Origin of the sequence: Levilactobacillus namurensis, from assembly GCF_032197885.1 — a bacterium.
Taxonomy (GTDB): domain Bacteria; phylum Bacillota; class Bacilli; order Lactobacillales; family Lactobacillaceae; genus Levilactobacillus; species Levilactobacillus namurensis_A.
The window spans coordinates 496,348-521,968 of sequence record NZ_CP134159.1; the positions used below are offsets into that span (position 1 = coordinate 496,348).

Genomic DNA, 25,621 nt, shown 5'->3' on the forward strand with positions numbered 1-25,621 from the left:
TTGAAATGTAACCGTTTCCTTATGAAGCGGTATTCTGGAGGGAGTTTGAACATGTCACTGAAGCAACCTGAGAATTATATTTTAGCGATCGACCAAGGGACCAGTAGCACGCGGGCACTGATCTTCGACCACACCGGCCGGAAAGTTATCGAGGGCTACAAGGAAGTTCCCCAGTACTATCCCCACGCTGGTTGGGTCGAATCTGACGCCAATGAAATCTGGAATAGTGTGTTGTCGGTGATTGCCAGTGCGCTAATCGATGCGTCGATTCACCCGGAAAACATCCAGGCCATCGGGATCAGTAGTCAACGGGAAACCACGATCGTGTGGGACAAGGCGACTGGCGAACCCATCTACCACGCCATTGGGTGGCAAAGTCAGCAAACGGCCAAGTACGCCAAGCAACTCGCGGCCGACCACGGTCAGGAGATTCAAGACAAGACGGGCCTGGTGGTCAACGCCTACTTCAGTGCCACCAAGGTTCGGTGGATTCTCGACCACGTGGCCGGCGCGCGTGAACGGGCGGAAAACGGTGAGTTGGCCTTCGGAACGGTCGACAGCTGGTTGGCTTGGAAGCTGTCTGGTGGCCGGATCCACGTGACCGACTACAGTAACGCCAGTCGAACCATGTTGTTTAACATTCACGACCTACAGTGGGACGCCGACATCTTAAGTTGGCTGGACATTCCGGCGGCGATGTTGCCGGAGGTCAAGTCCAGTTCCGAAATCTACGGCGTGACCCAGAACTTCCAGTTCTACGGCGTGGAAGTCCCAATCGCCGGGCTAATCGGGGACCAATCGGCCGCTTTACTGGGCCAGTTGGCCTTGAAGCCGGGGATGGTCAAGAACACCTATGGTGACGGGGCCTTCGCCATGATGAACACGGGGACACAACCGCAGACGTCCAAGCATAACCTGTTGACCACGATTGCGTACAAGTTGGATGGTGACGTGACCTACGCCCTAGAAGGGTCCATCATGGTGGCCGGGACCGCGCTGGCCTGGCTCCACGATAGTCTGAAAATCATTGACAACGTTCCCGAGTCGCGGCAGGCTGCCATGGCCTCGACCGACGATGACGAAGTGTACGTGGTACCGGCCTTCAACGGGTTGGGGGCGCCGTACTGGGACCCCGATGCCCGCGGTGCGGTCTTCGGGTTGACCCGGGGGAGTAACCGCAACGACTTCGTGAAGGCTACGTTGCAGTCAATCGCCTACCAGACCCGCGATGTCTTGACCACCATGACGCAGGACACGGGCATCACCATCTCCGAATTGATGGCCGACGGGGGCGCCTCACGGAACCGTTACTTGATGCAGTTCCAAGCCGACATCTTGAACACGCCGGTGCAACGGTCGTCGGATGAAGAGACCACGGCCTTGGGGGCCGCGATTGCAGCGGGCCTCGCGGTTGGCTACTGGCAGGACCTGGAAGAGGTCAAGCAGATTCGCCAGGCCGGTCGGTTATTCACGCCCGATATGACCAGCGAACGCCGGGAACGACTCTACGCGGGCTGGCAACAGGCCGTCTCCGCCACGCGGGCGTTCAAGCCACAGCCTAAGGACTAGTAAAAGTAACAATAAAACGACAAAAAGAAATCGGTTCGCAGTGCCCATCCAAGGCATTGCGGACCGATTTTGAGTTGAGTGGGACAAGGAAGGTAAAGGAAAGATTCTGTCTAACTGCATAGTTGTGGCCGGCGAATCATGACTACCGGCAACTATGGTTCTCATTTTAGGCCGATTCGCGCGGAGCACAAGCTAAGCGTCTTACAAATTAATTTATGATGGGTGGACTGAAGTGCTGAGACGGGCACCCTAAAGTCGCCAGTTCCGCTTACTTGTATTTTGCTTCTAACCGGCTCATCCACCAGCCTAACGCGGCTCCGACGATGCAGGCGACCAGACTGGCTAGCCAGGTGGTCAACGTTACGTGGGCGTAGGAGATGCTTTCGGCGGCGGAAGGGTTGGGCACCAGGATCAGGACGGTGCTGGCCACGACCAGGCCCAGGATAAAGTGATGGACCCGGGAGTGGTAGTGCTGGAGTAAGAACTCCACGCCTTTGGCGAAAACGGCCAGCGTGATCAGGGCGCCAATGGCGATGGGCAGGTATACGCCCAACAAGTCGAAACGTTTGAACCCGGTCAGCATTGGCCCGAACAGTCCCAAAATCAGTAAGAGGTTAGATGGACTCAGGCCAGGGACCAGCACTCCTAAAGCAATCAACCCGCCGGCAACTAAGAAGCCGATGAAGTTGGCGGGGAGGGTCCCCAAGAGGTCACTCATGAAGTACAGGCCGAAGCCGCCGATGAGCAGGGTCCCCAGGAACCAGAGCCAGTCGATCCCGTCACGGGGCGACTGAGCGGTCGCCGTGGCAGTCAGCGCGGGCAGAGTTCCAATGATGGCGCCCGCGAAGCCCCAGAGGACCACGACTTGGACGTGGGTCAATAGGTAGGCTAGGGGTGCCGAGAGTAGGGCGATGCCTAATAGGCCACCGATACCTACGGGGAGAAAGAACGGAAAGTCCTCGCGCCAGCGCTTGGTCGGGTGGGCCATGAAGCTGAGTAGGCGTTCGTACAGGCCCAGGATGGCGGCTAGGACACCGCCGGAAACGCCGGGGAGAATGAAACCGAGGGCGATGATCATGCCTTTCAGGCAGCGGCTCACGAAGCCGGATTTGTGTTGCGTCATAAAGTCCTCCTTGGCACCGAAAACGGTGGTCGTCAATGACGTCAGTGTATCAAGGTTAGCGGGGGGAAGCAACAGAATTCGTCACCCGGGGCAGAAACTTAGCCTTTTCTTGAAAAAGGCGTGCGCTCCAGCGAAAAATCAACCCGCATTGCCGGAACTAGTCTTTGTCCCACATAAGAGGTGTTCATTCGCCTTACCGGGCCCCCAGACAGGGCTGGAACGCCGTGGGCACCACTTCGAGCCAAAGAGCGGTCTCGAAGCTGGGCCTTATTCTAAGCCGGCTAAGGAACGCCGACTAAGAATAATTTCACGGCTGAGCCCTGTCTGGGGACCCTCACGGCTTACGGTTGTGCGGGTAATGGGGGGCATCCCCGTTAGAAATATTTACTGTGTGCGGTCTCGCCAGCCGATAGGGCCCAGCCGGTGACATTAGCGTTAGGCCAGCGGTCTTCTGGCCTTAGGCTAAGGCCGAGCTTTGAGATTCGCGGGTTGGGCGAAGCTCAAAGTCGTGCCCACTGGCGTCACGGTCCTGCCAATCGGCTGGTGAGACCAGATGGGGAGCGCCACGTTGACTGCCCGGTAAGGCGAATGACACCGCACATCGATGCCAACAAAGTCAACAAGACCAGCAAAAAGGCCGGCAAGGGAGGCTTGTCGGCCAGAAAAATCAATTAGTTTTTGGGTGCCTTCCAATAGTGCGCGTTGGTCAATAAGTCACGGGAACGTTCATCCGCGGGAACGAATCCCTTATTGAACAAGTGCTTGAAGTACATCATGTTGTAGATGAACCCCCACAGAAGTTCCAGGCCCAGCTGAACCAGAACGACGATTTCGGCGTTATTGCCGACAGTCATCCTCAGAATCATCTGCACGCCGGCAGTGACCCCTAAGATACACAGGAGGTTGTACCAGTCGGCCCGAAAAATGGGCGGAACGACGGGGAATAGAAGGGCAATCCACGCAAAGCCAACTTTGGCGATCCGCATGTTCCCGGTTTCCGGGTTCACCACGGTCGCGTAGTTCGGGGGCAACGGTAGTCCTTGAGGGCCATTACCGTTGTTATTGTCGTTGTTATCGTTAAAGCCCTTAAAAGGATCTTGCATGTCATTAGCCAACTTTCTAACTAAAATCGTTAATAAAAGTCTAACACGAAATGCGAGAACTGCCTATTAATCTATCGTTGCGACAGCTTGACGACGGCTTCACAGCGTGCCGTCTGGGGCATCATGTCGACGGATTGAATGTAGTCGACGCGGTAATCCTCCGTTAGCGTGACCAGGTCTTTGGCTAACGTGGACGGGTTACAGGAGATGTAGACCAGCTTTTCGGGGTGGACGGCTAGGATGGTGTCCATCAGCGTCTCGTCCAGGCCCGTGCGGGGTGGGTCGACCACGATGGCGTCCGGCCGGAACCCGGCCACGGCCCACTGGGACATCACGTCTTCGGCGGTCCCGACTTCGTAGTGGGCGTTGGTGATACCGTTGGCTTCTGCGTTAGCGTTAGCGTCCGCGACGGCTTCGGGGATGACGTCCATCCCCCGGACTTCCTTGGCGGTGTTGGCCAGGGATAACCCGATGGTCCCGATTCCCGAGTAGGCGTCGACGACGGTTTGCCCTGGTTGCAGGTCTAGGGCCTGACGAGCCTGGTCGTAGAGGACTTCGGTTTGGGCCGGGTTCAACTGTAGGAATGCCCGGGCGGACAGCTTGAAGGCCAGACCGCCCAGCTTTTCGGTGATGGCGTCTGCGCCAGCCAGGTGCAGGGTCTGGTCACCCCAGATCAAGGACGTCTTCCCCGGGTTCACGTTCTGCATCACGGACGTGACTTGTGGTAACTCGTCGGCAATCCGCAAGAGCAGTTGGTGCTTGTGCGGGAGCTTTTGAGAGTTGGTGATGAAGACCACTTGGACGTCGTTGGTGTTGGCGGCCGCACGGACCACTAGGGTCTTGACGATACCGGAGTTGTGTTCCTCGTCGTAGATCGGCACCTCGAGGTCTTGGAGCATGGTGACCAGGGCACGCATGACCGTCATGGTCACAGGCATCTGGACGGAACAGGTCGGCAGGTCGACTAAGTCGTGACTGCGTTCGGCGTAGAGTCCGGCTTGAACGGTCCCGTCAGCGGTCTTGCGGACCTGGAACTGGGCCTTGTTCCGGTAAGCGTAGGGGTCGTCCATGCCCAGAGTCGGCCGCACATCGTAGTACTTGAAGCCGCGGGGCTGGTAGCGTTCCAGCGACTGACGGACGATGTCGCGTTTGAATTGTAACTGTTGGGGGTAAGCTAAGTGTTCCAGTTCGAACCCGCCGACTTGATCGGCGTAGCTGTCGCGTGGTTCCACCCGGTAGGGGCTGACCTTACGCAACCGGTGGATCTTCCCGCGTAAGAACCGGTGGGCGACGGTGGTGACTTCGACCACGGCTTCTTCGTTGGTCAGCGCGCCGGGAACGAAGACCGCCATGCGCTTGTAGTACCCGATGCCTTCCCCGTTGATGCCCATGCGTTTGATGGTCAGGGGGAAGCGTTGGCCGACTTCCACGTCGATCTGCGGGGTTTCGTGCCGGTCGTGACGCTGGTGGCCGGAGCGGTAGTTGGAACGGTGTGATTCGTATTTTGCCATTTAATTTCTCCTATATACTGTTGACGTAAAACCTAATAATCCTGCCCCATTATACCAGAGATTCCCGCCAGGCGGGGGCTTAGCGATTAAGGGGCGAAAAAGATGAAAAAATGGAGCCGCTTCCATAGAAAAATGGCGGTCGCTTGGGTACAATTAGAGTATCAACTCATTACTCAAGGGGGCTTTCTTATGCATCATCGTAAAGTGGCGTTGGTCACGGGCGCGTCTTCGGGAATCGGGAACGCCATTGCGAAGAGTCTGCATCGTAACGGGGTCGCCGTCTATGCCGGTGCCCGGCGGGTCGAACGGATGAACGACCTCGACGACCTGGGCATCACCACGTTGCCGTTGGACGTGACCGACGCCCAGAGTGTCGAGCACACGGTCGACCGCATCGTTAGCGAGACGGGGCGGATTGACATTCTGGTCAATAACGCCGGCTTCGGCCTCTTAGGGGCCCTGGAAGACCTAACCATCGACCAGGCCCAAGCCCAGTTCGACGTGAACCTGTTTGGCGCCGCTCGGTTGATTCAATCGGTCCTGCCCATGATGCGCCAGCAACACACCGGCCGGATCATTAACGTGACCTCAATCGATGGTAAGGTGGCCCAGCCGTTGGCGAGCTGGTACGTGGCTTCCAAGTTTGCTTTGGAAGGCCTGTCGGATGCCTTGCGGTTCGAACTGCGGCCCCACGGTATCGACGTGGTGGTGATCGAGCCCGGGAGTATCCAATCCGAGTGGGCCGATATTGCTAGCGACCACTTACAGGCCGCGTCGGGAACGGGACCTTACGCCGCGACGACCATTCAGGCCGTGGCGATTCTCAAGGCCGCTAAGCGCTTCGCGAGTGGCCCCCAGGTGATTGCACGCTTGGCGGACCGGGCGGCCTTGTCCCGGCGGCCTAAGACCCGCTACCACGCGGGGGCCGGAAGCTCGATCCTTTGGTTGCGTCAGTGCTTGAGTGACCGGGCACTCGACCGCATCTGGCGGGTGGTTGGTCAAGCCGCCCAACGGATTACCCGTTAACGCGAGAACCGTTGACGCCGTTGACCAAGACGGATATGCTAAAGATAATCTAACACTAGGGGTGCCCGTCATGGGCTGAGATGCAGAGCTGCGATCCCTTGGAATCTGTTCAAGTTAAGACTTGCGAAGGGAACGTGTTTTGTGGAAACAACGCCACCAGACCACGACCTGTTCGTGAGCTGGTGGCGTTTTACGTTTAGGGTTAGACCAACGGCGGGCCGGGGCCGAAACGCGTTTGGAACTGGCCGCCAACTACTTAATACGGGGAGTAATACTTATGAAGTTAACTTTACTGGATCAGTTACGCGAACAAAATCCAATCGTTTTTAACATTTCCAACTTCGTCACGGTTCAAGACGTGGCCAACGGACTCAACGCCTTGGGCGCGTCGCCCATCATGTCCGAAGAGGTCGCCGAAGCTGGCGAAATGGTCGGCTTGGCGGGGGCGGTCTGCCTGAACCTGGGGGCGTTTACCGTGCCGCAGGTCAAGCAGATCACCACGGTTGGCCAACTGGCTAACCAGGCCCACAAACCGCTGGTCATCGACCCGGTCGCCGTGGGCGCGGTGGCTTACCGGAAGCAGGTCGCCACGGAGCTCTTGCGGACCGTCCACCCCGACGTGATTCGGGGGAACGCGGGCGAAATTGCGGCTTTAGCTGGTCTGGACTGGCAAGCCAAGGGCATCGACGCCGGCGAAGGCGCCGGGGACCTGGTCACGATTGCGCAGACTTGTGCGCAGAAGCAACGGTGCGTGGTGATCCTATCCGGGCCGACCGACGTCATCACCGATGGCACGCGCACGATCCAAGTGGAGAACGGTACGCCGCTGTTCCAGACCCACGTGGGGTCCGGCGACATGCTGTCTAGCATCGTGGGCGCCTTCTGTGCGGTCGAAGACGATGCCTTTGAAGCGGCCCAGACCGCGTGCCTGGTCTTTGCGGCGATTGGTCAGTTGGTGGCTGGCAGCCAGGACCGGATGGGGTCGGGAACCTTTATCGTGAAATTATTAGATGCCTTACAATTCACCACGGTGGCGGAGATTCAAGCCATCGCGAATTACCATTAAGTAGGGTGCAGGAAGGATGAGTAAGTATGACCAATGAATTTCCACAAACACTAACCATCGCGGGAACTGATAGTGGCGGCGGTGCCGGGATCATGGCCGACTTGAAGACCATGCAGGAACGCCACGTCTTCGGGACGGCGGTGGTCGTGGCGGTGACGGCCCAGAATACGCTGGGGGTCCAAGATTTCATGGCGCTACCTAAGCAGCTGATCGACGAACAATTCGCGTCTTTGGCCGCTGATTTTAAGATTCGGGCCTGCAAGACGGGGATGCTGGCGGATGCCGAACACGTCCATATCGTGGTTGAGAACTTGAAGAAGTACCACTTCGGTCCGTTGACGGTCGATCCCGTCATGATCGCCAAGGGGGGCGCGGCGTTGTTAGCCGATGATGCGGTTGCTACGGTCCAAAAGGAGCTGGTACCGCTGGCCGACGTCTTGACGCCCAACCTGCCGGAAGCCCAACGCCTCACGGGGCTGACCATCACGACTTCGGAAGAGATGGAACAGGCCGCTGTCAAGCTCCAGGAAATGGGGGCCAAGAACGTCCTGATCAAGGGCGGTCACGAGGCCACACCGGATAAGGCCAGTGACTTCGTGCTGTTGGCCGACGGGCGGTCGTTCTGGTTAAGTGCACCGCGAATCGATACGGTGCGGACCCACGGAACTGGCGACACCCTGTCGTCGTGCATCACGGCCGAGCTTGCCAAGGGGACGGACTTCGAGAGCGCCATTCGGTTAGGGAAGGACTACGTGACCGCGGCCATCGCCCATCCAATCGAGGTGGGCCACGGTCACGGACCGTTGAATCATTGGGCTTACGGACAAGGAGGCACCATCTAATGTCAGTGACGTTTGAACCAGGCCTATTACGGGCCTACTTTGTAGCGGGGAGCCAAGACGTTCCCGGAAAAGACCTCCGCGTGGTTTTAGCGGAGATGTTACAAGCCGGCATCACGGCCTACCAGTTCCGCGATAAGGGCGCCAGCACCCTGACGCCCGCGGAACGACTCGCGTTAGGTCGCGACTTGCGCGACCAGTGCCGGGCGGCCAGCGTGCCGTTTATCGTCGATGACGACGTCGACATGGCCCTGGCGTTGGACGCGGATGGCGTCCACGTGGGCCAGAGCGACGAACGGATCCAACAGGTCTTGGCGGCCACGAAAGACCGGCAGATGTTCGTGGGACTGTCCTGTTCGACGTCGGCGGAAGTCGCGGCGGCGAACCAGTTAACGGGCTTAGCCTACATCGGTAGTGGGCCCATCTACCCCACGGTCTCCAAGGACGATGCCGACCCCGTGATTGGAACGGCGGGCCTGCAGGCCTTGGTGGCCCAGGCCAACGTGCCAATCGTGGCCATCGGCGGGGTCACCCAAGAGTCGTTGCCGGCGATTGCCCAGACCGGTGCGGCGGGGGTCGCGGTGATCACGCTGCTGACCCGCAACCCGCAACCGGAACGCGCGGTTCAGGGGATGCTGGCGGCGTTTTAGGCGGCGAGGTGCCGGTGAATTAATTGCTTTTAGCGGGTAAAAAGGTTATCGTATAGGTCATTATGTTTTTAAAGGAGTTTAATCTATGAGCTTTCTAGAGCTAAAGGATATCCACAAGTCCTACCGGATGAACAAGTCGGAGTTCCCCGTGTTGAAGGGCATCAGCCTTAAGTTCGACCGCGGCGAGTTCGTGTCGATCTTGGGCGAGTCCGGTGGCGGGAAGACCACTTTGATGAACATCATCGGTGGGTTGGACGCCCAGTATGAAGGAGACGTGCTGCTCAACGGCCAATCGTTGCGCCAGGCGTCCACCAAGCAACTGGATACTTACCGGCGCCAGACGATTGGGTTTATCTTCCAGAACTTTAACCTGATTAGCCACTTAAGCATCCTGGATAACGTGATGGTCTCCCTCCAGATGACCAAGCTCAGCCGCAAGGAGCAGCGCGACCGGGCCACGGACCTGTTGGACCAGGTCGGCTTAAAAGAACACCGGCACAAGCACCCCAACCAACTGTCCGGGGGCCAGAAGCAACGGGTCGCCATCGCGCGGGCGTTAGCGTCGGACCCGGACATCATCATCGCCGACGAACCGACCGGGGCGCTGGATTCCCAGAACACGAAGGAAATCTTGGCGTTGATGGACGACATTGCGGCCAGTGGGAAGTTGGTCATTTGTGTGACCCACTCCCAGGAAGTCGCCGACCACGGGACGCGTATCGTGCACATGGCCGACGGGGTCATCGACCACGATACCGCGCTAAAGGACCCGTTCCCGGTCAAGGACGGCGCTGAGATGCCGGCCAAACACTTGGGCTTCGGTGCCACGGTCCGAATGGCCTTGCAACATATGCGCTATAACCTGGGACGCAACCTGCTGATTATTTTCGGGGCCTCCATCGGGATCTTCAGTGTCATCCTGATGCTGGGGCTGGGAAAAGGGGTCAAGGGCTACATTAATCATGAAATCTATTCGCAGATTAAGCCCACCGCCGTTCAGGTGGCTCAGAAGACCGATAGTGAGAACGTGAAGAAACTCGAGATCAAGGACGCCGACGTGCAGCGACTGAAAAAGCTGTCCCACGTGAAGAAGGTCCAACCGGGCTTCTTCACTCAGGGGGCCCAGGTCCAGAGTAACGGGACCACCTCAACGGCGCAGTTGGTCCAGACGGTCAGTGACCAGTTGCTGGCTAAGAGTGTCAAGAAGGGTACCCGACCAGCGACCGGTGAAGTCATGCTGGGTAAGGCCTTCGCCCAGAAGTTCAATAAGAAGCACCCGTACCGCCTGATTGGTAAGAAGGTCAAGGTCTCGTTGACGGCGATGGATCAACACCATTTGCCAGTCGTGATGACCAAGACGCTTAAGGTCAGCGGGGTCAGTGACGGGAGCGGCGGTCAGGTTCAGACCAACCTCCAGACCATCAAGAACATGTACCAGAGCAAGGACTTGACCTTCCGGGCCAACTTCGCGACGGTCATGATCGATTCCTTGAGCAACGTCACGAAGGTTCAGGATAAGATCCGGACGTTGAAGAACAGTGACGGCAAGGCCCAGTATCAACTGACGGGGGCGGGCGCCATCGTCTCGACGCTGAACACCTACATCCAGTTGGCGTTCTACGTCTTGGCTGCGATTGCCGGCATCTCGCTGTTAGTCTCCGCCATCATGATCATCGTGGTGCTGTACATCAGCGTCTCCGAGCGGACCAAGGAAATCGGGATTCTGCGGGCGTTAGGGGTCCGGAAGCGCGACGTCAAGAATCTGTTCCTGTCGGAAGCCTTCTTCCTGGGACTCTTCTCTAGTATCCTGGCATTAGTCTTTACCGAACTGGTCGCACTCTTCGCGAATAGCATCGCGAATAAGTACATCGGCTACGCCATCGTTTCCGTGACGGGCAATTACCTGGTCTTCGGCATCGTGGTCTCCGTAGTGATCAGTCTGATTGCGGCCCTGGCACCGTCTAGTCGGGCGGCTAAGCTGGATCCAATCGAAGCCTTAGCTTACGAATAAGCATGCGTTACCAAAAGCCTTGAGGGGCAGGACTCCTCAAGGCTTTTTTAACGTGGTTTAAGGGCATATCGTAACGGTTCAGTAAAAGTGTCACCTCAAAAAGTAAGCGAAAAAACAACCAATCACGCCACAAGATAGGTACGGTGGCGTGATTGGCTACGGTGTTATAAATGAGAAGTCAGGATGACTAAACCCGGCTTTACAAGTACATAGTAGCATGAAACCGATTCATTGCCAATTAACTTGGCTCGCTAAAAATCGGCCCACGAGAACGGCTAGACAATTAAATCTTGCACAAACTGGTTTAGGGAATGAAACGGCTGATGGCTGGCTGATTAAGGGCCTGATGAACCGCTAAAAGGTCGTGACGGGGGTTGGTTAAGTGACCGGTGAAACCAGTGCCAGATTCGGATTCAGAGCGGGCGACCGAAAATTCTGGGGGTGTTCCCGTGTTCCCTGTGCGAGGAGCGTGCTAGAATGGAAGAGTTGTGGTCAGCTCACCGGCGGTTATCTGGAAGCTGGCGACACCCCCCCGGTCACAGATTCCGCCTAAGTGGGCGGGCCGTTCGAACCGGGGCTGACCACAAGCTGGTCTTGGTAACGTTGATCAAGTTGTCGTCTGTGTGGCCGACCGTTCACCGGGAAGGGGCGGCCAGGTGTGAAGACCAGATTGTGGGACGCCTGGTGGTGGGAAACCATCCACCACTAGACGGGAAATCACGTCGGGATAACGGGATTTCTACGACGAACCGCCGCAGGGCTCAGGGATTGAGTGCTGCGGCGGTTTTTTGTGGTTAGTAAGTCTTTTGCGTCGTCTTCATCACTTGGGCGGATCGGTTGGTTAAGAGGTAGCCGGTGCCGTTGCTGGTGAACTGGAGTCCTTCGAACTCACGACGGCCGTTGAAGTTGGCGGCTTCGACTTGGCGAGCTTTGAGGTGCCCCAGTTTATTGACGGGGATGGAGGCGATACTGCCATCGCTGACGAAGTAGAGCCGGTTACGCTTGGGATTGTAAGCCAACGATTGGTTTTTGGTTCCGGGGCGGTGCCGGAGACCCTGCATGATTAAGTGAAACTTGACGGATTTTTGACCAATTTTTCCTTGGTAGAGTTTAACGGTGCCCTTAGGTGCCCAGCCGCCGTTAGAGTAGGTGTAGAAGTAGGCGTTACCGTGTTTGTCAAACGTTAAATTTTCCCCCATTGGAACGGTATGCTTTAAGGTGAAGTTGATGCGTTTGATGGGCTTGAGGGTCCTGGTACTGACCTGCTGAACGTTACTATGAACGGCCTTGGCGCCTACAAACCAAAGCTGGTGGTTCTTGGGGTTCAAGGCTAGCGACTGACCGTGACCGCAAGCAAACGTGGGGCCGATATGGATGTGCTTTAAGATTTGGCGGTCTTTAGGCGATAAGGACTGGGTCGCGTGATCTGCGCCAGCGGTGGCCAGTGCAGCGACATGTTGGCCCGTGATTCCCAGTCGCTTAAGAGCGGCGAGGTCGTACTTGGCGATGAATCCCCGGTTGGCGTGATTGGTACTTAAGATGTAGAGGGTCTTGCCATTGGGGGTTAACACCATGCTTTGCGGGTTACGCCAGTTCTTAGCCGAGCGGTCGTAGCCTGAGGGGAGGAGAAAGTTAGTCTTGAAGGTGGCACGTTTGCCCCGGGTACTGGTAACCGTTGAGCCCGTTCCTGTAAAGGCGTAACGCTTAACGAAAAGGTTACGGTTATTGACGGTTGAATAGCGCGAAACGTTATAGGCCCGCAAGGCGTTACCGGATTGCGTGTAGGTCTTGACCGCGGCTGTTGCGGTGGTGCCGCTTAAGTACAGGGCGCCAGCCAGGGTCGCGGTTAACCAGGCCAGCTTGATGAGATGTTGCATTGATCATCGTCTCCTAGAAATAATTTATGTGCTTCTTTAGTTATACCACAACCTAAAAATTTAATTGTGGCAATCGGGGCGCCGATTTGCAGAAAAAGCGCTTCCAGAGGTGCGGGTAGCGATTCCTAATGGTTCACCAACCGTTGGAGGTTATACGAATAATTTAATATTTAGACCCCTGGATATACGGTTTTACCTGCCAATCCCAGCGGTTCGCGGTGAGCGGGGAGATCCGCTAAACTGGTCTCGACCATAGCGCTATGGATCATCAGATCAAAGGATGGTTCAAAAAATGACGAACAATACCGATGCCGTTGCGTATGCTTTTCTCTTCAGTGGGGACCACGAACAGATTATTTATGGTGCCCTGAGTCGCTTACACCTCTCGCCAGTCCACGCTGACTTTGACGACTACGTGCAGGAGTGCCGCTTGGCGTTTCCCGCCATCTACCGGGCCTTTCCGGAGGACCCGCAGACCAAGCCCCACCAGTTCTTAGCCTACGCCCAGCTAGCCCTGTACCGTCGAATCCTGGACCAGTTGCGGAAGGCTTGGCGCCACCAGGACCACCAGGAGACGGGCGACCCCGAGCTTGCGTTGGCGGCGGTCCCCGTTGCCGAACGCTTAGAGGACCTGGTCCACGCCCGGCAGTACCGTCTGCGGCTCCTACAGGTGGTGGGAACCACCGGGACATTGGGTGAATGGCGGTATCTAGTGGGCACGTTGATCGACCACCGGAGCGCTGCCGAGCTCGCAACCCACCATGGGGTCAGTCGCCAGACCGTTTACCGTTGGCGGCGGGCCCTCTTACGCCGAGTGACCCAAGAGTTTTTCGATCAATTTTAAAAATGTGGGGACAAGGGGTGACAAACGTCCCGTGGATTTCGTTAGTAGGCATGTAAGGGTTGGCCAACCGACTTACACACTACGGATTCGAGAGGAGATTCACCCATGCAAAGTACTTGGAAGAAGACCACCATCACGTTCAACCTGGGCACCGATCCGCAACACCCCATTCGCATCACGCTGGCTAACGGGATTGCGAACCCCACGCCCGAAGCTGTTGAGACGTTTGGCGGCTATCTCGCCACTTTGACCGGCCTGCCGTTCCAACACGCGGCGGTCACCACGCAAAATGACGTTGCCTAGGGCCTAACGAAAGGAAGATTCCATGAAAACTTTAGAAATGAGCTTCAAGAGTGCCGACACCCGAATCAAGTACCTGCGGTTGAAATACGTCAACGAAACCTTGAGTGCCGAAGACGTCCAGGAGACCATGTTGAAGATGGCAGCGGCCAAGCTGTTCGCCAAGGGCGACGTGGCCCTCTACGACCAACCCGTCGCGGCCAACATCGTTGAGACCACTAAGACCCCGTTCCCAGCGGCGGAGGCGGTACCAGCCGCTTAACGTTGGCGGTCTAGAAATTAAGTCCGTAAGTCAGATCAGAAATATCGCGACACAACCGAGAAAGTCGGTCATCCTGGGGATGGCCGACTTTTTTCGTTAACTCATATGGGGGTGGTGCAAGATTTTGTCTGGATAATGCTGGGTCACGTAGCTGGTGATGGCCTTGATCATTTTAGCGGTCGATGGCGCCTTGGCCTGTTCACTGTTGACCACCAGGCAGATGGTCCGGTAGAAGCGGGTGTCGAACGGGTAGACGTTGACGTCCCCGCTGATGCGCTCGAGGGCCAGTTCCGGTAAGATGCCCATGCCCATGCCGGCTTCGACCATGGCCAGGATCGATTGGTCGTCGATGGAGAAGCGCAGGGCGTTGGGTTGAATCTGGTAGTGGTCCAAGGCGGCCTTGGTGTCCTTGTCGTAGTCGCCGCGTTGGAGGATGAAGTTCTGGTCGACCAGGTCGGCCGCGGTGACCGTGGTCCGGTTGGCGGGGATGAAGTCGGTCGGTGTGATGCAGTAGATTTCGTCCTTGATCAGTGGTAGGACCGTCAGCTTTTCGGTCACCGGTAACGCGGAGAAGCCCAGGTCGAGGCGGCCGGTCTTGACCGCCGAGGCGATGCTACTGAAGTCGGCCTGTTCGACGTTGATGGCGATTTTGGGATAGTCTTGTTTGAAGTTTTGAATGATGGGGGGCAGCCAGTTGATGCAGACTGACGAGAAAGCGCCCAGCCGCACGGACCCAGCGTTGAGCCCCTTGATGTTTGCGGCGGCTTGTTCCAGCCGGTCCTCAGCGTTGACGATGTCCTGGATCAGGGGCTGGATGGCCTGGCCGTCCGGGGTCAGTTCGACGCCCGAGCGACTGCGGATGAAGAGGGTGAAGCCCAATTCCTTTTCCAGTTGGTTGACGGAATGGCTGATGGCCGACGGGGTCACGTTTAGGACCTGCGCTGCCCGGTAAAACGTATGCTCTTGAATAATGGCCTGAAAGACACGGTAGGCAAAGGGAAGCACGGGTAACACCTCCAAAGTTGAATAAAGTTCATGTAAAAGTAGAAAAGATGAATTCGACTAGAAGTATAGCATATGCGGGCCGGAGATGGTATGGAAGAGCGGGCGGCATGGGTGAAAATGGCGTGTGAAGTAACAATCTAAAGTGTAGCTGTCGGATGGTACCTAATGAGACAAACTTGGCTGGCCTTTTTTTCGGAAACATAACGAATTTGTGGGGCAGGATGTACTTGGTAAATGAGACGCTATCGAAAGCATAGGTCTATGGGTGAAACCAAGATGGCCCGCTAAATTAATGTGATCAACAACTTGGATGAAACGGCTAGCTATTGATTGACGAATGGTAGGCGGGTCAGTTATTCTTATTAAGAACGAAAAAACGTTTTTAAAGGAGAAATAAATGCTGGTAGATTTTAAGGTTAAAAACTATAGATCTTTTAAAAATGAGCAAGAATTTTCGATGGAGACAGGTAAACGGTTAAGAAAGTATCAGAAGAGCAATACGATTTCGGTCATGGGTGAGCGAATGCTGAAATCGGCGTTATTGTTTGGCGCCAATGCAAATGGAAAAACGAATCTCATCAAAGCCTTGTTAATGCTTAAGAGTTTAGTGATGGTACCGACTAAAAATGCCCTGCAGCCGTTGAATACGGATACCTTTGGCTACAACCAGGAAGCGACCCGTTTTGAGATTACGTTTATCAAACATTCCAATAAGTACACCTATTTTTTGACATATGATAAGGAACATGTTCTCCAGGAGAAGTTGTTGGTTAATGGTGTTGCAATTTTTGAAAGAAATGAGCAACACTTCGATCTGATGCCCTCACAATTGGTGCCTTTGAAGGATAACATCAGAAAAAATCAGTTATTACTGTACTTCGCGCAACAAAACAATGAAAAAAATTCCAAAGAAGCCTTCGAGTGGTTTTCTGAAGATTTAGTATATGTTGATACAGACAGAATTAGAAACGATAGATTTAAATTACTTGAAAACGAGGACTTTAAAAAGCGTTTTCTTAACTTCTTGAAAGCCGCCGATTTTAACATTGTGGATGTTGAGGTCAGAGAAAAGAAGGAAGAAATTCCTGATCTAGGATATCTATTTAAGCAGTTAAATGACAATGGTGACGGCGATATAGATGATGCGAGAACCGTGCAAAATGTATCGTACGAGGTTTATTCAACGCACAAGGCGGAACATGGTCATTTTTCAGTGTACTTTGGGAATGAAAGCACCGGTACAAAAGTCTTCATGTTTTTAGCACTCTACATTTTGAACAATACCAATAAAACGTTGCTTATTGACGAGTTTGACAGGTCCTATCATTTGGAATTAGCGAAAGCTCTTTTGAAGCTGATCAATCATGAAAAGCAAACCAATCAGTTCGTTTTAACCACCCATGAATTGTCCTTGATGGATACAAATTTACGACAAGATCAAATATGGTTCGCTGAAAAAAATCGGTTTGGTGAAACTGAGTTATTTAGCGTATTTGACTTTGACGATGTGGGGTTGAAGCGTAGTGACTTCAATTATAAAAAGCGGTATTTAGAGGGTCGGTACGGCGCAACACAAATGGTTAATACGGATTTGTTGTTGGAGGTGCTGGACTCAAATGAGTAGGGAGCGAAAGAAAAAGAAGCTTAAGCCTAAGATCATTTTCTTGGTTGAAGGAAAATCGGAAAAAGTGTTTTTTGAAATGTTGGCGCAAAGGTATAAGTTGACCGCTTCTAAAGTGGTGAAAATCTTAGATGGTACGGGCCATGACTTTATGGATAAAGCCAAGAGTAAATTAAACGATCCCAAGTTAAAAGCCGATAATAAAACACAGGTTTTCGTGATCTTTGATAATGACAATCAGCTTTCTGACGTAGAGGCAAAGGGGAAAATTAATGTCAATGATTTGCATAGGAAAGCACAGAAATTGGGGAAAGTAGAGAGTTGTGACTTAGTTGTCTCTAACGTTTGTTTTGAGGTGTGGCTGCTGGCTCACTTTCAGAAGATGACGCCCGGCCTCAAAGAAAAACGATGGTTAAACCAAAAGCTCGGGCAGTATTTAGGCGAAGAATACACTAAAGGGGATAGCGCGCAGATAGAAAAAATATTAGACGATGATAAAGTCTTTACAGCAATTAAAAACACTGAGGAAATCAGCTCAATTAATTGTGCAAGCCAATCAACGAATATTGGGGTTATTGTGAAGCGCGTCATAGAAGAGGAGTAACAACAAGTACGTCGTGCTAAAGAGCATGACGTTTTTATTTTCCCCAAAACCGGTGAAGGACTATCAGAATGGAAGGCTGTGATCGTTAGTCGCCAAGGCACTGACCAGTGCAACAGTCTAGTCCTAGATTGATAGTTGAATAAAGTTCATGCAAAAATAAGATACGTGAATTGTACTTTTGGATGGAAGTATTCTATCATGATTGGTGACAGGATGATCGTCCACAAGGATGGTTAGGTCAGCGTGTGACCCGACCCAGAAAGGTGTGTCTTCTCAATGAAAGAATTATTAGCGCAACGGGTGAACCCGGATGTCTCTTCAGCGTTAGCGGGGTTGTTTCCTAAGGACCCGGATCCTTCGGCGGTGACTTTTGCGGCCGGGAGTCCGAACGAGCAGTTGTTCCCGGTCAAGGCCGTTCAGGCAGCCTTCAACACGGCCATTGAGACCCAGGGCGCTCACCTCTTTCAGTACCAGTCGTCACAGGGGAACCTGGCGTTACGTCAGAAGTTAGTGGCGCGCATCGCGAAGTGGGGCCAGGTGACCACTAAGGCGGAGAACATCGTCTTGACGGTCGGTGGTCAACAGGGAATCGAGCTGGTGGCCAAGGCGTTGCTGGACCCGGGGGATGATATCGCCGTGGAAGTGCCGACCTACATCGGGGCGTTGGCGGCCTTTGACCTCTATCAGCCGCACTACCACGCGGTTCCGCTGCAAGCGGACGGCCTGGACTTGGACGCCCTGGAGGCGACTTTGAAACGCTACCCGAAGACCAAGCTCCTCTACACGGTCCCGGATTACCATAACCCGACTGGTATCACCATGAGTGTGGCCAAGCGTCAACAGCTGGTCGCCCTGGCGAACCGGTATAACGTCGTAATCTTAGAGGATACGCCGTACCGGGACTTGGGCTACGAAAACGCGCCGTTACCGGCAATCAAGAGCTTCGATACGGAAGGGCGGGTCATCTTCCTGTCCAGTTTCTCGAAAATCCTGATGCCCGCCTTGCGGACCGGGTGGCTGGTGGCCGACGGTGATATCTTGCAGGCCATCTTGAAGGTCCGGTTGGCCAGTGACCTGGAAGCTACCGGGGTGACCCACGCGGCGATCAACGCCTACATGGACGCCAACGACATCGACCAGCACATTGCCCACATGACGACCCACTACAAGCAACAGCGGGACGCCATGTTGCGCGGGCTGGCGGCGTACTTCCCGGATGAGGCGACCTACACCAAGCCGGCCGGGGGCTTCTTCGATTGGGTCACCTTACCACAGGGCATCGATGCGGATCAGTTGATGTATGACGTCATCAGCCCGCAAGCCCACGTGACCTACGTGCCGGCGACGAACTTCTACCCGAACCGCGACGTGCACAACGCGTTGCGCTTGAGCTTTAGTGGCTTGGCGCCGCAGACCATCGATAGCGGGATGCATCGGCTGGGGGACCAGCTGAAGGCTGCCATTCACGCGGCGAGTCCCGTGATTTAACTTAAAAATGCTAAACGAAAAGCCAGTGACCACAACAGTCGCTGGCTTTTTAACGTATACTTTTTACTTCAAGACGGGGGAAACGAAGCGCTTGTTCCCGGTCAAATACTGACCGTTGGTGAGTTGGTAACGGGTAGTCATCCCGTGGTGGACCAACTTTTTGACTTTGACCGTGGTGCCAGGCTTCAAGAACTTTCGCCGGTTCTTTTGCGTGAAGCTGGTTTTCCGATATAGGTAAGCGTCTTTAGGGTTGGTCACCGTCAGCTTAGTGGAAGGGATGCCTTGCCAGTAGAGATTGGCAACGAACCGTGGTTGGGCCGTGATGTAGGTGCCGTTGGCCAACTGGTACCGCAGAAGCCCCTGATTAGACCGCGCCGTGCCGACTACGGTCAAAGTTTGAGCCTTGACCCGGGGCCGCTTAACGTAGTGCTTGACCCGTTGACTAGTTTTAAAGGTCGGGTGCCGGTAAGCGTAGAGGCTGTGCTTGACGTAGAGCTTGAACGGCTTAAAGGTCGCTTGATTAGCGTTAGAACTTGGCGTTGCCGTCGAACTCTGGGAACTCGATGAATTGGTAGTTGTCGCGGAAGACGTCGGCGTAGTTGGACGGTTGACGGGTGCGGGAGTACTACTCGAAGTAGTGGCGCTACTGGTGCTACTGGTGCTGGTTACACTGCTAGTCGTGCTGGAGCTGGTACTAGTAGTGGCACTGCTGGTGGCGGAACTTTCGCTAGAAGTACTTACACTGGCGCTACTGTCACTACTCGATGAAGAGGATGCCGGTGGTGTGACTGGGTCCTTCTGGTAAGTGAAGGTCAGTTCTTGTTTAGCGGCGGTAAACGTTGGTGTCAAAGCGGCCTGATCCGGCGTGTAACCGTCAATTACGGGGGCCGTGATGGTGGTCGACGAATCCACGGGTCCGTGGTAGAGTTGGTCAGCCTGAGCTGTCTTACCATCCGCGTATTGGTAGTGCACTAAGACTACGCTGTCATCTTTGGGGATGATTGTGTAAGTATGAGTAGCTTGCCCGTCTAGCGGAACCGGAAGAACTTCGTTGAAAGGCACACCAAAATCTTCCGTAAAGTTTTCAGAAATCAAGCTAACGGGATCGCCAGTAGCGTCGACGATTTTAGCGGTCGTCGGGTCGAACGGCACCCGACTGGCGCCCACCACGAAGTTCGCGTGGGTGTTGGCAAGTCCCATCAAGCGAAATTGTTTCGTAGTCGGCGTTGGTGTGGTCTCATCGTGGAAGATGGCCGTCGTTGCGCCAGTACACTTTTCAGCTTGCATGTAGTAGTTGAGCGTCTGGTGGTCGACGGACCACTGGGGATGACTCGCGAGGAACACCTTCTGGTTAGCAGCCGTGACCACGTAACCCTGGAACTGGTCAGTGAGGGTCTGAAAACGTTCGCGGAGGGATTGCACGTATTCGGGAATCGGTTTTGCGGTAGGATCCGCTCGAAGAGAGAGCACGTAGATGTCGTCGAAGGTGAAGTCGTTGTTGCCTAAGTCGTTGGCGTAGGTAAAGTCGATGGAATAGGTGGCCAAATCCGAATGCTGGAAAGCGGGATTATCCAGGACACTGGAAAAGGGGGTGTCTAGGGTAATGATTCCCTTTGAATTGGGATCCGTCAGTAGGGCGGTGGCGGGTTTGCCGGCTTTCGCGGCGGCGACACTTACGGGAGCGTAAAGATTCACCGTCGTTGAGGCGTGAACTGGTGTGGGGGCCAGAAAACTCAGTCCGATAGCCAGGAGGAACCCTAGCGAGAATGTCCAAAACGTCCGGTAAAATCTTCTCATGTTTGTCAGTTCTTCCTATAAAATAGTTTCTAGACAAGTCAAGTCTAACCCCAATCGTGTTGAATATAAACTATTTGATAAACCGATTACAAAACCGATGATATCGGCGTTTAGGTTCTGTTACCTGAAACGAACCTAGAAAAGGGCCGTTAAGCCGGCTGGTAGCGACCTACCGACCCCCCTGGTCCGCTAGTTTAGTGGGGATGGGGTGACTAACGGCTGGTGTCCGGCCGGAAAATCAGATGCCCGGTTTAGCGGACGCTACGCTTAAACTGGGGGATTAAGGCTAAGCTCAAGGTAATAGTAGAAAAGGGTAAAGGGGTCAGAAAGTGGGTTCTGACAAGGGATGGTGAGGACTTGACAGCGAAACGGGTAAGCTTAAAGAATTTTAAGATAACCTCGAAATCGCGAATGAAGTCGGTGGCTTAAATGACAAATGAAATACTTTAATATCCCCTTATAATAGGAAAAAGCCCACCCGGTATGCGTAGTCGATGGGACGACCAACGCATACCGGGTGGGCAGTTGGTGGGTTGAGCTCTCAGTCCAACGTCACTGACAGATCAGGCCATCAACGGAAGAGAATCTGGTACTTCTGGGTACCATCGATACTGCGGACGGTCTCTTCTAAGCCGTCGGTCAGCGCGCCTTCGTGCCAGAAGCTAGGGTGAGCGTGGCCCGTGAACGTGAAGGTATACCGGTCGGCGCCATCGGTTTCGGGTTGAACGGACAGGTAGCCGCGATCTTGATCAGACAACTGAACAACTTGATTTTGCTTCTTAGGATCAACGTAAATGGTTAACATATCCCGCACCTCCAGTGATTAGTATAGGTGGATGCAAGCAAAGTTACAATGAATTGGTGTTTAAGATTAGGGATACCTCAACTAATTAACCAATTAAAAATGGGCAAACTAAAAGGCCGGCGAGATCATTTCGCCGGCCAATCCTGAAGGTTAATCGTTTCCGTTCTCCGCGGAAGCGATGACCTTAAGGCTATTTCCTGTAGCCAAAAAGCATCACCCCCTTTCATAAGATATGGTTAGTCTAGCAGTGAATAGAATGAAGAACAAGTAAAGAGACTCTTTTTAAAGCGGAGGTTAGTGAATATGAAGGTTAGACATAACTTAGCCTTAAGATTATTGGTTTCTTAAATAAGCATCGTAAACAGGCTGAATATAACAGGTTTGTTACAAGACGACTGTTTTTATTTCAATCGAGCTACAATACAAGCGTATTCCTTGTCTAATTGCGTAGAACTAGCTATAATTTATCTGTAGTTGAGTAGTGGTAAACGTTTATCAGTTTGGTTGGGAATATAAATCTTAACAAATTTTCTGATTTAATGTATACTATTACTGCTTGATAGATTACATACAATATGTTTGGAGGAAAATAGATTATGCAATCAAGTTTAAAGAAATCTCTTTACTTGGGTCTTGCTGCATTGAGTTTTGGTGCCGTTGCTACGGTTTCCACGACTGCTTCAGCTAAGTCCTACGCTACTGCTGGTGCTTACAGCAAGCTGACTATTGACGCTACTAAGCGTAACGTAGAAGCTACTGGTACTAACGCACTTTACACTAAGCCTGGTACTGTTAAGGGTGCTAAGGTAGTTGCTTCTAAGGCAACGATGGCTAAGTTAGCTTCTTCTAAGAAGTCTGCTGACTACTTCCGTGCTTACGGTGTTAAGACCACTAACCGTGGTTCTATCTACTACCGTGTTGTAACGATGGACCAAAAGTACCGTGGTTATGTTTACGGTGGTAAGGTTGCCGACACCTTTGGTGGTGGTATCAAGGCTGCTGAAACGACTACTGCCAACACGACTGACAGCATGATTGGTAAGACTGTTACTTTCACTAACCCTGGTACTGCAAATGTTACCTGGACTGCGCCTAAGTACACTCAATACAAGTCTGGTGCTGCTAAAGTTGTTAAGAACACCACTCCTTTCGCCGGTGACACTTTAAAGGTTACTAAGGCTGAAACTAAGACTCGTGAAGGCTCATTATACTACTACGTTGAAGACCAACAAAACCCTACGGTTAATGGTTGGATCTACAGCAAGGCCGTTACGACTGATGCTTCCGCTGTTTACAACCAAGCAACTGATGTTAAGGTAAACTTTGTTGCTACTGATGGTACGACTGTAAAGTCCACTACTTTAGCTAAGTTGACTGCAAACAACGCTGACAACACTGCTGTTGGTACTGCTAAGGCAAATGCTAAGGGTACTGCTGTTGGTTTTGACGCTCAAGCTAAGGCAACTAATGACTGGGCTACTCCTTTATTGAAGGGTACTGGTTATGACTACAACGCAGCTACTGCATCTAACACTGCTGCATTGTTAAGTGCTAAGACTGGCGACACTATCAACTTGACGGTTACTAAGGGTGCACAAGCTGTTCAAAGCATTGCTGCATACTACCAAGATGGTGTTAACAACCCAGTTAAGTTGAGCTCTGTTGCTGCAACTTCTGACGCTAACTTGGTTTACTAAGTAACGTTCCCAACGTTAACTGCTGCCTTCTCTGGCGCTAATGGTGTTAACTACACCGCTGCTGACGTTCAAAACTTCTTGACTACTAACAAGGCCAACACTTTGAACTCTGTAGATTACGCTAAGGATGCTGATGGTAACATTGTTAAGGCTGACGCCGATAACGCTGTTAAGGAAAACGGTAAGGTTGTTGTATACCACACTGTTTACACGTTAACTTCTGGTGTTGCTGGCACTTACACTACTAATGGTACTGCATCTGCCTTCTACAACACTGCTAAGGAAGTTAAGGGTAGCGCATCTACTACCACTAACACTGGTAATGTCAGTGTCTTCGGTTAATATTTAAATATTAATTGATCATGAAAAAGTCCGAATTTATTCGGGATTTTTTTGTTGCAAAGGTACATAACAGTTCTTTGCTAACTGGTACTGATAAGGATTAGAGTATGGATCTAGTCCAATTATAGATTGGATTTCTTGCTTAAAAGTCTGGATCTTAAATTCTGATCGATTAAAAACGATTTGAATTAATTACAATTTTTAAATGTGTTTAAATATGCTAACGCTTTTGCAGATTATCTGCTAAACTAAGATTTGTTACGTAAATCATTACCAGAGGAGAGTACATCATGCAATCACGTTTAACTAAGACATTGTACCTTGGTTTAGCTGCATTAAGTTTGGGTGCCGTTACGGCGGTTTCTACAACTGCTAACGCTGCTTCTAAGGCTAAGGTTACTTCTACCAAGAAATTAAGTTCAGCACCAGAAACTCGTAATGTTGTTGCGACGGGTAAGAATGCACTTTACACGAAGCCAGGGACGGTCAAGGGTGCCAAAGTTGTTGCTTCAAAAGCCAAGATGGCCAAGTTAGCTAATTCCAAGAAGTCTGCAGACTATTTCCGGGCTTATTCCATTGCAACGACGAACAAGGGATCTGTTTACTACAAGGTCGTTACTATGAATGGTAAATACCGGGGCTACGTTTACGGTGGTAAGAGTGCTGACGCATTTGCAAAGGGTATCGTTTCTGCAGAAACGACTAAATCAGCGGCATTACCATCACGTACTGCTGGCTTTAAGCTAACGGATGTTAAGAAGAACACTTTATGGAATGCACCTAAGTACACGCAATACAAGGCTAAGAAGGTTAGCATGTATGGTGTGAAGGATACGGATACTTTTACGGTTTCTAAAGCTGCTACCAAGACCCGTGAAGGCTCTTTATACTACTACGTGACTGACGCGCAACGTCCGTCTGTTTCTGGCTGGATTTACGTCGGTAACGGGTATCAGGATGCAACTACGGTAACTTTGGGTGGACTGACTTTAGGAACTGCTGAAGCGGCTGCTACGAACGATAACAGCGTTAAGATTGTTTATCGTGATGCTGCGGGTCAAACGGTAGGTAATGCTACTTGGATCACCGCTGCTGCTAAGACTAAGGCCGGAGATAAGGTTAATGATGCTAAGAACGTTGCAGGTGTTAGTCTGTCTGACTTCATTGCCAACTCCAAGCCAGCAAATTACAAGTTGAATGCTACGGTTGATACAGCCAATGCTACTTACGGCAACACCGTTTATGTTGACGTGGTAGCCGCTGCAACGTCTAAGATTCAGATGGTTATTGATAACGTTGATGCCAAGGCAGGGACGGTTACAAATCCACTTGGCGTTAATGATGTATTATCTGCCAGTGATTTATCAGCAACGTTAAGCACGGCTGGAATTAACGCTTTGACGGGGACGCAAGGCCAAGCCTTCTCAACCACTGATCTTAATGCTGTAAAGACGGCCTTGGGTGCTAATAATGCGGTTAAGGGTGCTAAGGTGTACCATGATGCTAATGGCAAGTCTTACTACTATGAGTTCACTTTTGAACCTGAAAACTTCAATAGTGACAACCGAACTAAGAATTACGGCGACACGTTGAAAGCTAGCTTTAAGGCAACGTTAGTTGAAGGTAAGCTGGGGACGACTACCTCAAATAGTAACTGGATTGCCTAGTTAATTATTTTTATAGTGTAAATGAATGGCATGCTGGCTTTGACTGGCATGTCATTTTGTTTTGGAAAATTTAGGAGTTGTCTTGAAGATAATAAGTTTCGGTATAATTTGCTTTCTGTTTTCAAAATTGAAGTACATCACTTAAACAAAGTTTGAGTAGCGTTCCATATTAGTTGATTATGGGATATTCGGAATAAATTAGTATACATGGTGTGATCAACTTTTAAGTTGCAGATATTAAAAGTGGTTCTTCATGACCGTTTTATTCCGACCGCTTAAGTAGTATGTTTGAATCTAGTGTTATCTTTGGGTATTCATGAATAGCAATCTAAGCAGGCATCGTACGAATATACATAAAATTAGAAAATATTTTAATCATGAATGGTATAATTGATTTAATAAAAAGCGAAAGTA

The 25,621-nt window shown here is 52.5% G+C and carries 22 protein-coding genes and 1 riboswitch; of the genes, 15 read left to right on the forward strand and 7 right to left on the reverse strand.

Annotated elements, in window-relative coordinates; genetic code table 11:
- Positions 1 to 51 precede the first annotated feature (51 nt).
- Entirely contained in the window at positions 52 to 1,569 is a 1,518-nt protein-coding gene (glpK, locus tag RIN67_RS02155; RefSeq protein WP_265000169.1) for a glycerol kinase GlpK, read from the forward strand.
- 268 nt (positions 1,570 to 1,837) lie between these two features.
- On the opposite strand, the gene RIN67_RS02160 is transcribed toward glpK, so the two are convergent.
- From RIN67_RS02160 to rlmD, 3 genes are all read right to left on the reverse strand, one after another.
- Positions 1,838 to 2,692, reverse strand: a complete 855-nt coding sequence (locus RIN67_RS02160; RefSeq protein ID WP_265000168.1) for a DUF368 domain-containing protein — start codon at positions 2,690 to 2,692, stop codon at positions 1,838 to 1,840.
- 671 nt (positions 2,693 to 3,363) lie between these two features.
- Complete coding sequence (locus RIN67_RS02165; RefSeq protein ID WP_265000167.1) at positions 3,364 to 3,795, reverse strand: DUF2628 domain-containing protein; 432 nt, start codon at positions 3,793 to 3,795, stop codon at positions 3,364 to 3,366.
- 71 nt (positions 3,796 to 3,866) lie between these two features.
- Positions 3,867 to 5,306, reverse strand: a complete 1,440-nt coding sequence (gene rlmD / locus RIN67_RS02170) for a 23S rRNA (uracil(1939)-C(5))-methyltransferase RlmD (protein WP_265000166.1) — start codon at positions 5,304 to 5,306, stop codon at positions 3,867 to 3,869.
- Between the two features lie 189 nt (positions 5,307 to 5,495).
- Between rlmD and RIN67_RS02175 the strand changes: the two genes are divergently transcribed.
- From RIN67_RS02175 to RIN67_RS02195, 5 genes are all read left to right on the forward strand, one after another.
- Positions 5,496 to 6,332 carry an oxidoreductase gene (locus tag RIN67_RS02175; protein WP_265000165.1) on the forward strand — a complete coding sequence of 279 codons (837 nt, stop codon included), beginning with the start codon at positions 5,496 to 5,498 and terminating at the stop codon, positions 6,330 to 6,332.
- Between the two features lie 47 nt (positions 6,333 to 6,379).
- Positions 6,380 to 6,482, forward strand: a riboswitch (TPP riboswitch).
- Positions 6,483 to 6,609: 127 nt separating this feature from the next.
- The gene (gene thiM / locus RIN67_RS02180) at positions 6,610 to 7,398 is read left to right on the forward strand and encodes a hydroxyethylthiazole kinase (protein ID WP_265000164.1); all 789 of its coding nucleotides are present in this window, start codon (positions 6,610 to 6,612) and stop codon (positions 7,396 to 7,398) included.
- A 26-nt stretch (positions 7,399 to 7,424) separates the two neighbouring features.
- Positions 7,425 to 8,240 (forward strand): bifunctional hydroxymethylpyrimidine kinase/phosphomethylpyrimidine kinase, encoded by an 816-nt coding sequence (gene thiD, locus RIN67_RS02185; RefSeq protein WP_024747199.1) that lies wholly within the window; start codon positions 7,425 to 7,427, stop codon positions 8,238 to 8,240.
- Positions 8,240 to 8,887: a thiamine phosphate synthase gene (gene thiE / locus RIN67_RS02190; protein ID WP_107740853.1), complete on the forward strand. Its 648-nt coding sequence runs from the start codon at positions 8,240 to 8,242 to the stop codon at positions 8,885 to 8,887. Before thiD ends, thiE begins: the two co-directional genes overlap by 1 nt.
- 85 nt (positions 8,888 to 8,972) lie before the next feature.
- Positions 8,973 to 10,898 carry an ABC transporter ATP-binding protein/permease gene (locus RIN67_RS02195; RefSeq protein WP_265000162.1) on the forward strand — a complete coding sequence of 642 codons (1,926 nt, stop codon included), beginning with the start codon at positions 8,973 to 8,975 and terminating at the stop codon, positions 10,896 to 10,898.
- 794 nt (positions 10,899 to 11,692) lie between these two features.
- On the opposite strand, the gene RIN67_RS02200 is transcribed toward RIN67_RS02195, so the two are convergent.
- Positions 11,693 to 12,775 carry a YncE family protein gene (locus RIN67_RS02200; RefSeq protein WP_265000160.1) on the reverse strand — a complete coding sequence of 361 codons (1,083 nt, stop codon included), beginning with the start codon at positions 12,773 to 12,775 and terminating at the stop codon, positions 11,693 to 11,695.
- Positions 12,776 to 13,067: 292 nt separating this feature from the next.
- Between RIN67_RS02200 and RIN67_RS02205 the strand changes: the two genes are divergently transcribed.
- From RIN67_RS02205 to RIN67_RS02215, 3 genes are all read left to right on the forward strand, one after another.
- Entirely contained in the window at positions 13,068 to 13,619 is a 552-nt protein-coding gene (locus RIN67_RS02205; RefSeq protein ID WP_265000159.1) for an RNA polymerase sigma factor, read from the forward strand.
- Positions 13,620 to 13,724: 105 nt separating this feature from the next.
- Complete coding sequence (locus RIN67_RS02210; protein WP_024747203.1) at positions 13,725 to 13,922, forward strand: hypothetical protein; 198 nt, start codon at positions 13,725 to 13,727, stop codon at positions 13,920 to 13,922.
- Between the two features lie 22 nt (positions 13,923 to 13,944).
- Entirely contained in the window at positions 13,945 to 14,181 is a 237-nt protein-coding gene (locus RIN67_RS02215) for a DUF2922 domain-containing protein (protein WP_024747204.1), read from the forward strand.
- Between the two features lie 96 nt (positions 14,182 to 14,277).
- Here RIN67_RS02215 and RIN67_RS02220 read toward each other — a convergent pair whose 3' ends face one another.
- A complete protein-coding gene (locus RIN67_RS02220; RefSeq protein ID WP_024747205.1) occupies positions 14,278 to 15,186 on the reverse strand; it encodes a LysR family transcriptional regulator in 909 nt (302 codons plus the stop codon).
- Positions 15,187 to 15,583: 397 nt separating this feature from the next.
- On the opposite strand from RIN67_RS02220, the gene RIN67_RS02225 reads away from it, so the two are divergent.
- The 3 genes from RIN67_RS02225 to RIN67_RS02235 all read left to right on the forward strand — a co-directional run bounded on the left by RIN67_RS02225 (position 15,584) and on the right by RIN67_RS02235 (position 18,899).
- The gene (locus RIN67_RS02225; RefSeq protein ID WP_265000158.1) at positions 15,584 to 16,810 is read left to right on the forward strand and encodes an AAA family ATPase; all 1,227 of its coding nucleotides are present in this window, start codon (positions 15,584 to 15,586) and stop codon (positions 16,808 to 16,810) included.
- Positions 16,803 to 17,411: an RloB family protein gene (locus tag RIN67_RS02230; RefSeq protein ID WP_265000157.1), complete on the forward strand. Its 609-nt coding sequence runs from the start codon at positions 16,803 to 16,805 to the stop codon at positions 17,409 to 17,411. Before RIN67_RS02225 ends, RIN67_RS02230 begins: the two co-directional genes overlap by 8 nt.
- A 276-nt stretch (positions 17,412 to 17,687) precedes the next feature.
- Entirely contained in the window at positions 17,688 to 18,899 is a 1,212-nt protein-coding gene (locus tag RIN67_RS02235) for an aminotransferase-like domain-containing protein (RefSeq protein WP_265000156.1), read from the forward strand.
- Between the two features lie 63 nt (positions 18,900 to 18,962).
- Here RIN67_RS02235 and RIN67_RS02240 read toward each other — a convergent pair whose 3' ends face one another.
- Positions 18,963 to 20,696: a DUF5776 domain-containing protein gene (locus RIN67_RS02240; protein WP_313826064.1), complete on the reverse strand. Its 1,734-nt coding sequence runs from the start codon at positions 20,694 to 20,696 to the stop codon at positions 18,963 to 18,965.
- Positions 20,697 to 21,267: 571 nt separating this feature from the next.
- Positions 21,268 to 21,501, reverse strand: a complete 234-nt coding sequence (locus tag RIN67_RS02245) for a hypothetical protein (protein WP_024747208.1) — start codon at positions 21,499 to 21,501, stop codon at positions 21,268 to 21,270.
- 596 nt (positions 21,502 to 22,097) lie between these two features.
- On the opposite strand from RIN67_RS02245, the gene RIN67_RS02250 reads away from it, so the two are divergent.
- The 3 genes from RIN67_RS02250 (at position 22,098) to RIN67_RS02260 (ending at position 25,207) form a co-directional block, all read left to right on the forward strand.
- Entirely contained in the window at positions 22,098 to 23,198 is a 1,101-nt protein-coding gene (locus RIN67_RS02250) for a hypothetical protein (RefSeq protein ID WP_313872939.1), read from the forward strand.
- 102 nt (positions 23,199 to 23,300) lie between these two features.
- Entirely contained in the window at positions 23,301 to 23,540 is a 240-nt protein-coding gene (locus RIN67_RS02255) for a hypothetical protein (protein WP_265000446.1), read from the forward strand.
- A gap of 290 nt (positions 23,541 to 23,830) precedes the next feature.
- A complete protein-coding gene (locus tag RIN67_RS02260) occupies positions 23,831 to 25,207 on the forward strand; it encodes an S-layer protein (RefSeq protein ID WP_304058222.1) in 1,377 nt (458 codons plus the stop codon).
- The last annotated feature ends 414 nt before the right edge of the window (positions 25,208 to 25,621 follow it).